5 protein-coding genes are annotated in these 4,223 nt (G+C 41.7%); 4 read left to right on the top strand and 1 reads right to left on the bottom strand.

Translation table 11 applies throughout. The features are described 5' to 3' along the window. Positions 1–145 precede the first annotated feature (145 nt). Complete coding sequence (locus Q0612_RS11865) at positions 146–685, bottom strand: flavodoxin family protein (RefSeq protein ID WP_298883609.1); 540 nt, start codon at positions 683–685, stop codon at positions 146–148. A gap of 179 nt (positions 686–864) precedes the next feature. Between Q0612_RS11865 and Q0612_RS11860 the strand changes: the two genes are divergently transcribed. The 4 genes from Q0612_RS11860 (at position 865) to Q0612_RS11845 (ending at position 3,577) form a co-directional block, all read left to right on the top strand. After that, entirely contained in the window at positions 865–1,536 is a 672-nt protein-coding gene (locus Q0612_RS11860) for a DUF1638 domain-containing protein (protein WP_298883606.1), read from the top strand. 1,061 nt (positions 1,537–2,597) lie between these two features. Beyond that, a complete protein-coding gene (locus Q0612_RS11855) occupies positions 2,598–2,816 on the top strand; it encodes a DUF3791 domain-containing protein (RefSeq protein ID WP_021719750.1) in 219 nt (72 codons plus the stop codon). After that, complete coding sequence (locus Q0612_RS11850) at positions 2,806–3,381, top strand: DUF3990 domain-containing protein (protein WP_298884922.1); 576 nt, start codon at positions 2,806–2,808, stop codon at positions 3,379–3,381. The genes Q0612_RS11855 and Q0612_RS11850 overlap by 11 nt, the downstream gene beginning before the upstream one ends. Further along, entirely contained in the window at positions 3,371–3,577 is a 207-nt protein-coding gene (locus Q0612_RS11845; protein ID WP_298884920.1) for a hypothetical protein, read from the top strand. The genes Q0612_RS11850 and Q0612_RS11845 overlap by 11 nt, the downstream gene beginning before the upstream one ends. Positions 3,578–4,223 lie beyond the last annotated feature (646 nt).

The following is a 4,223-nucleotide window of genomic DNA, read 5'->3' as shown; positions in this document are numbered from 1 at the left end:
TACAGTCAATAAGGGTTATAGGTTACCTTTATCAACCTAAATACATTATATAAGGTAGGATAAATAAGTTTACAATAAGAAAAGGCTGACGCTTCGCATTTACGCAAGGCGTCAGCCTTTTTGCTGTTCAATATGAGGGGAGCGGTTAAGCCTTAAGGCCGAGCTCGTAAGCCTCCTGCAGCTTGCTGCTGCCGCTGATTTCGCCTGCAGCATTGACTCCGCCGCAGAAAAGGCTGCCGGCTAATTTAGCCTTTTCGTAGCAGTCAATCCATCCCGTTAAGCCTGCCAGTGCACGCTCAGGGGTATAGCTGCCGTTGTCCGCAGCAGTTGCCAGGAAGTATACCTCGCGGAATTTGTAATCCTTAGGAAACATGGAATTCATGCGGTCAATCAGCACCTTCATCTGACCGGCCATTTCGTAATAATAGATAGGTGTTGCCCAAACAACTACGTCGGCATTCAGCACAGCCTTGGTGATAGGCAGCGCATCGTCGTTAAAAATGCAGTGCCCCTTGCTTTGACAGGCCAGGCAACCTATGCAGAAGGCAATGCTTTTGCCCTTGAGCGATATATATTCAACCTCATGGCCTGCGGCCTCGGCGCCTTTGACGAATTCCTTGGCTAAAGCCTCGGAATTGCTGTTTGCTCTTAAACTTGTGGAAATAACTACAACCTTTTTAGACATTTGTTATCCGTCCTTTCCTTTGACTAATTTCCTGTTGTCTCTAGTATAATACTTGGAGTACAGTCTAAGTCAAGGGGGAGGAGGTTAATTTGCGTTGAGGCTTTCTTCTTAAAGCCAGCTTTTACTGTTCCTACTAGCGTGTTATAATTAAGCTAACGCTAATATGAGGAGCTGATATTATGGGCAAAAGAGCAATCTATTCCTGCATTACGCTGCAAAAAGAGTTGGAAAACACCATTAAGAAAATAGGCTTTGATGGCAAGGTCACATATCTTAATGTTGCGCTTCATAGCAATCCGCAGAAGATGCATGAAACATTGCAAAGGATTATAGACGAAAATACAGAAGCAGAGGAAATAGTTATCTGCGGTTCCGGTTGCGGCAAGGCTACGTGTGATTTGAAGGCCACAACCTGTCCTATTGCTGTGCCGCGCACTATGGACTGCATTGATGTTCTTCTGACCGGTTCCGGCATAAAGCGTCCTGACGGAGCGATTTTCATAACTAAGAGCTGGATGAACTTTATGAAAAACTCTACAATTGACTATGCCAAGCTTGTGCAGGAGCGTGGTCAGGCAGAAGCGGAAACCTTCCTGAAGCAGCTGTATAAGGGATTCACGGATTTTTATATCATTGATACAGGGACGTATGATTTGCAGGAGGTTGAAGCTTATATTATGCCTTTGGTGAAGCTTTTGGGAGGAACGCTTACGCGTCTGCCGGGGCCTTACAAGGTGCTGGAAAAACTTGTTTCTGGCAACTATGATGACAGCGTTATTGCGATACCTAAGGGTGGAACGATGAGCATTCATGAGTTTGATGGCCTGCGTCCTTGTACGATTAAGAAGTAGGGCATGAAGCACGGAAGTGAAATAAAGGCTTAACGTAAAGTCTATGCTTTAGCGTTTAAAATTTTTCGTGCTAACAAAAAGGCAGCTATTACACAAGCATGAAGCTTGCTGATAGCTGCCTTTTGTTATGTCCACTTGACAAACCGCTTTGATAAATATATCATATAGACCTTCGCCTTACGTAATCTACGGTTTCCGATTTATTCAGCCACGCAGAAGACAGGTCTGAGCCTTCGGGAGCGACCCTGAGCTTCCTACCCCTTTTGCCTGCCGCGGGAATGGCTACCCACAAATTTCACCCATCTTTCAGATAGTTGAGCCAGCTAGTTTCGAGAACTAGCAACACTCTGGTATTGAGCTACTTTTACCTCAGAATTCTGTTATACACGGATTTCTCCGCTTCACTACCAACAGCTTGCTTCGGAGTTTCCGCTAAGTTCGCTGCAGCATCCCTGCTGCAGGTTTCACGGATTTTTCTAGCCTTTCGAGCTAGCGTCTATTGTCGCTGCCAGAATCCTTTGTGCTTTAATCGGCACCAAGATCCGCACATACCGTTCTGTGTTGCCTTTTGGGCTTCTCTGTCAGTCCTCACGGAGCAACAGAAACCTCACTGCCGCAGTATCCCGCAGGCAGCCTGGTCACAGCTTCCGGTATTCTCGGAGAGGTTGACAACCCTTTAGTGCACCGAGTTATACGATATATTTGTCAAAACAGTTTTCAAGGAGCGTGTCGGTGTTCAACCGATGAATAAAGTATAGCATATTTGCGCGAGTTAATCGTGGAAAAAAAGGTGCGCATTGAAGCAGTAGAGAGAAACAAAGGCTGATTGTATTAACGTAAAGTACTTGGTTTAGGTTTTTGTTATTTCATGGTAAAATATAGGTAGATAAGTGTTATTGCTTAGTAAAGCAGTATGTCATAGTTGCAAAATAAAAGGATGAGCTTTAAGCCGTGGCTGCTCCCGTTACTAACAGGAACCAGGGCTGGGATTTTTTGTAAACAGTGCTATTGTTATTTGTTTGTGCTTAAGCTACAATATTAGTAGTAAGGAGGACGTTAGCATGTTAAATGAGGTTGTTTTTTTTGAAACACGTATCTTTAGAATGTTTTGCGAAAAATTACAAGTTTCACCTGTTGATGCCAATAAATTATTCGAGAAGTACGGAATATGGAAATATATTGAAGATACCTATGATATGTTGCATTTGAGTAGTGACGAATATGCTTTAAAAAATATTTTAGAGATATTAAGGGTAAATGGTGTGAACTATGAAGCTTAAAGATGGAATGATCTTGTATCATGGAAGCTACACTCCTGTACAAAATATCGATTTAACAAAGTGTGCAGCTGGTAAGGATTTTGGTAAGGGGTTTTATGTTACGGCTAATGAACTCCAGGCTAAGAATTTCATAAGGACATCATTGTTGAAGGCTAAAGGCTTAAAGCAAATAGACGATAAACAAAATTATGGATATGTAACCTGCTATAAATATCATGCTCCTACTGAATTTATGCCTATACATGAATTTAGTGATGCGGATAAAGAGTGGTTGTGGTTTATTTCATTAAACAGAAGACAGAGGCTTGCTAAAGCATTATCACCTCTGCTGCCAAAAACTCTGTTTGCAAGTGAAATTATTATTGGAAAAATTGCAAATGATACCACTAACCCGGTTATTACCGCATATCTGAATGAATTATATGGTTCATTTGAAGATGAAAGTGCCGCAAAGATGGCAATATCTTTGCTTTTACCAAACAGATTAAAGGATCAATATTGCTTTTTAAGTCAACGGGCTGTTAATTGTTTAGAAGTCGTGGAGGTGAAAAAATATGGGGATTGAGAAAAAAACGTTTTGTGCAGATTTAATCTTGGCCGATGCCATTATTGATATGGCTGATGAAGATGGCATTACTTGGCAAGAGGCTAGAAGCAAAATTATAAATTCTGCAGCTTATACAGCCTTATATGATTTCGAAAATGGATTGTGGGAAAACGGGCCGGATTACTTCAGAGATTATTACAAAAAAATAGCGTGAGCTAAAAAAAGTCGATTCGGTGGCTTTTTCAATTTTGACCAATTTATAAGTCATTAAACTGTCGCGTTAATTACTAAAGGGGTTTGCAGAGAGTGCGACTAATCCGGGCTGAGATATAGCTGTGCTTGCTTCTGACGGTAGTGTTATAGCAGAACTTTACACAAAATTGGCGTTAATATATCTAGTGAATCAAGAACTGCAGATGGATGGCTAGAAGCTAGGTAAGGACAGTATTTGATTATTGTAAAAAATAAAGGATGAGCTTTAAGCCGTGGCTATTCCCGTTACTAACAGGAATCAGGGCTGGCAGGCTCATCCTTTTTTGAAGTGAATCCATAACACGGCAGTTGCCAGCAATGATGTCGACTCCATGGGTGTTTATCTTAAATCTGACACCTTGATAGAATTCCGCTAGCAAGTAGCGCTTGCTTTGTGCTATAATAGTTGTAAGCAGTTGTAAGCAAAGGATAAACGGCTTTAAAATGTTTCGATTTGTCATGAACCGAGTCCGCGGCACCAAAATAAATTATGTTGGAACAATATATAGAATGAAAATGCTGATTGAACTTGTAGAAGTCAATCAGTTTTTTGTGTGGTGCGCCCAGCATGGGCGATAACTAGGTGGTGAAAGTCCACTACGCGCTCG

Source organism: uncultured Phascolarctobacterium sp., assembly GCF_937920985.1.
GTDB lineage: Bacteria > Bacillota > Negativicutes > Acidaminococcales > Acidaminococcaceae > Phascolarctobacterium_A.
This window is presented reverse-complemented; position numbering and strand designations above follow the sequence as displayed.

What these genes read in the sequence shown, in the direction of transcription:
- Q0612_RS11850 (WP_298884922.1), top strand. Translation starts at nt 2,806, where the DNA reads ATGAAGCTTAAAGATGGAATGATCTTGTATCATGGAAGCTACACTCCT.
- Q0612_RS11845 (WP_298884920.1), top strand. Translation starts at nt 3,371, where the DNA reads ATGGGGATTGAGAAAAAAACGTTTTGTGCAGATTTAATCTTGGCCGAT.
- Q0612_RS11860 (WP_298883606.1), top strand. Translation starts at nt 865, where the DNA reads ATGGGCAAAAGAGCAATCTATTCCTGCATTACGCTGCAAAAAGAGTTG.
- Q0612_RS11855 (WP_021719750.1), top strand. Translation starts at nt 2,598, where the DNA reads ATGTTAAATGAGGTTGTTTTTTTTGAAACACGTATCTTTAGAATGTTT.
- Q0612_RS11865 (WP_298883609.1), bottom strand. Translation starts at nt 685, where the DNA reads ATGTCTAAAAAGGTTGTAGTTATTTCCACAAGTTTAAGAGCAAACAGC.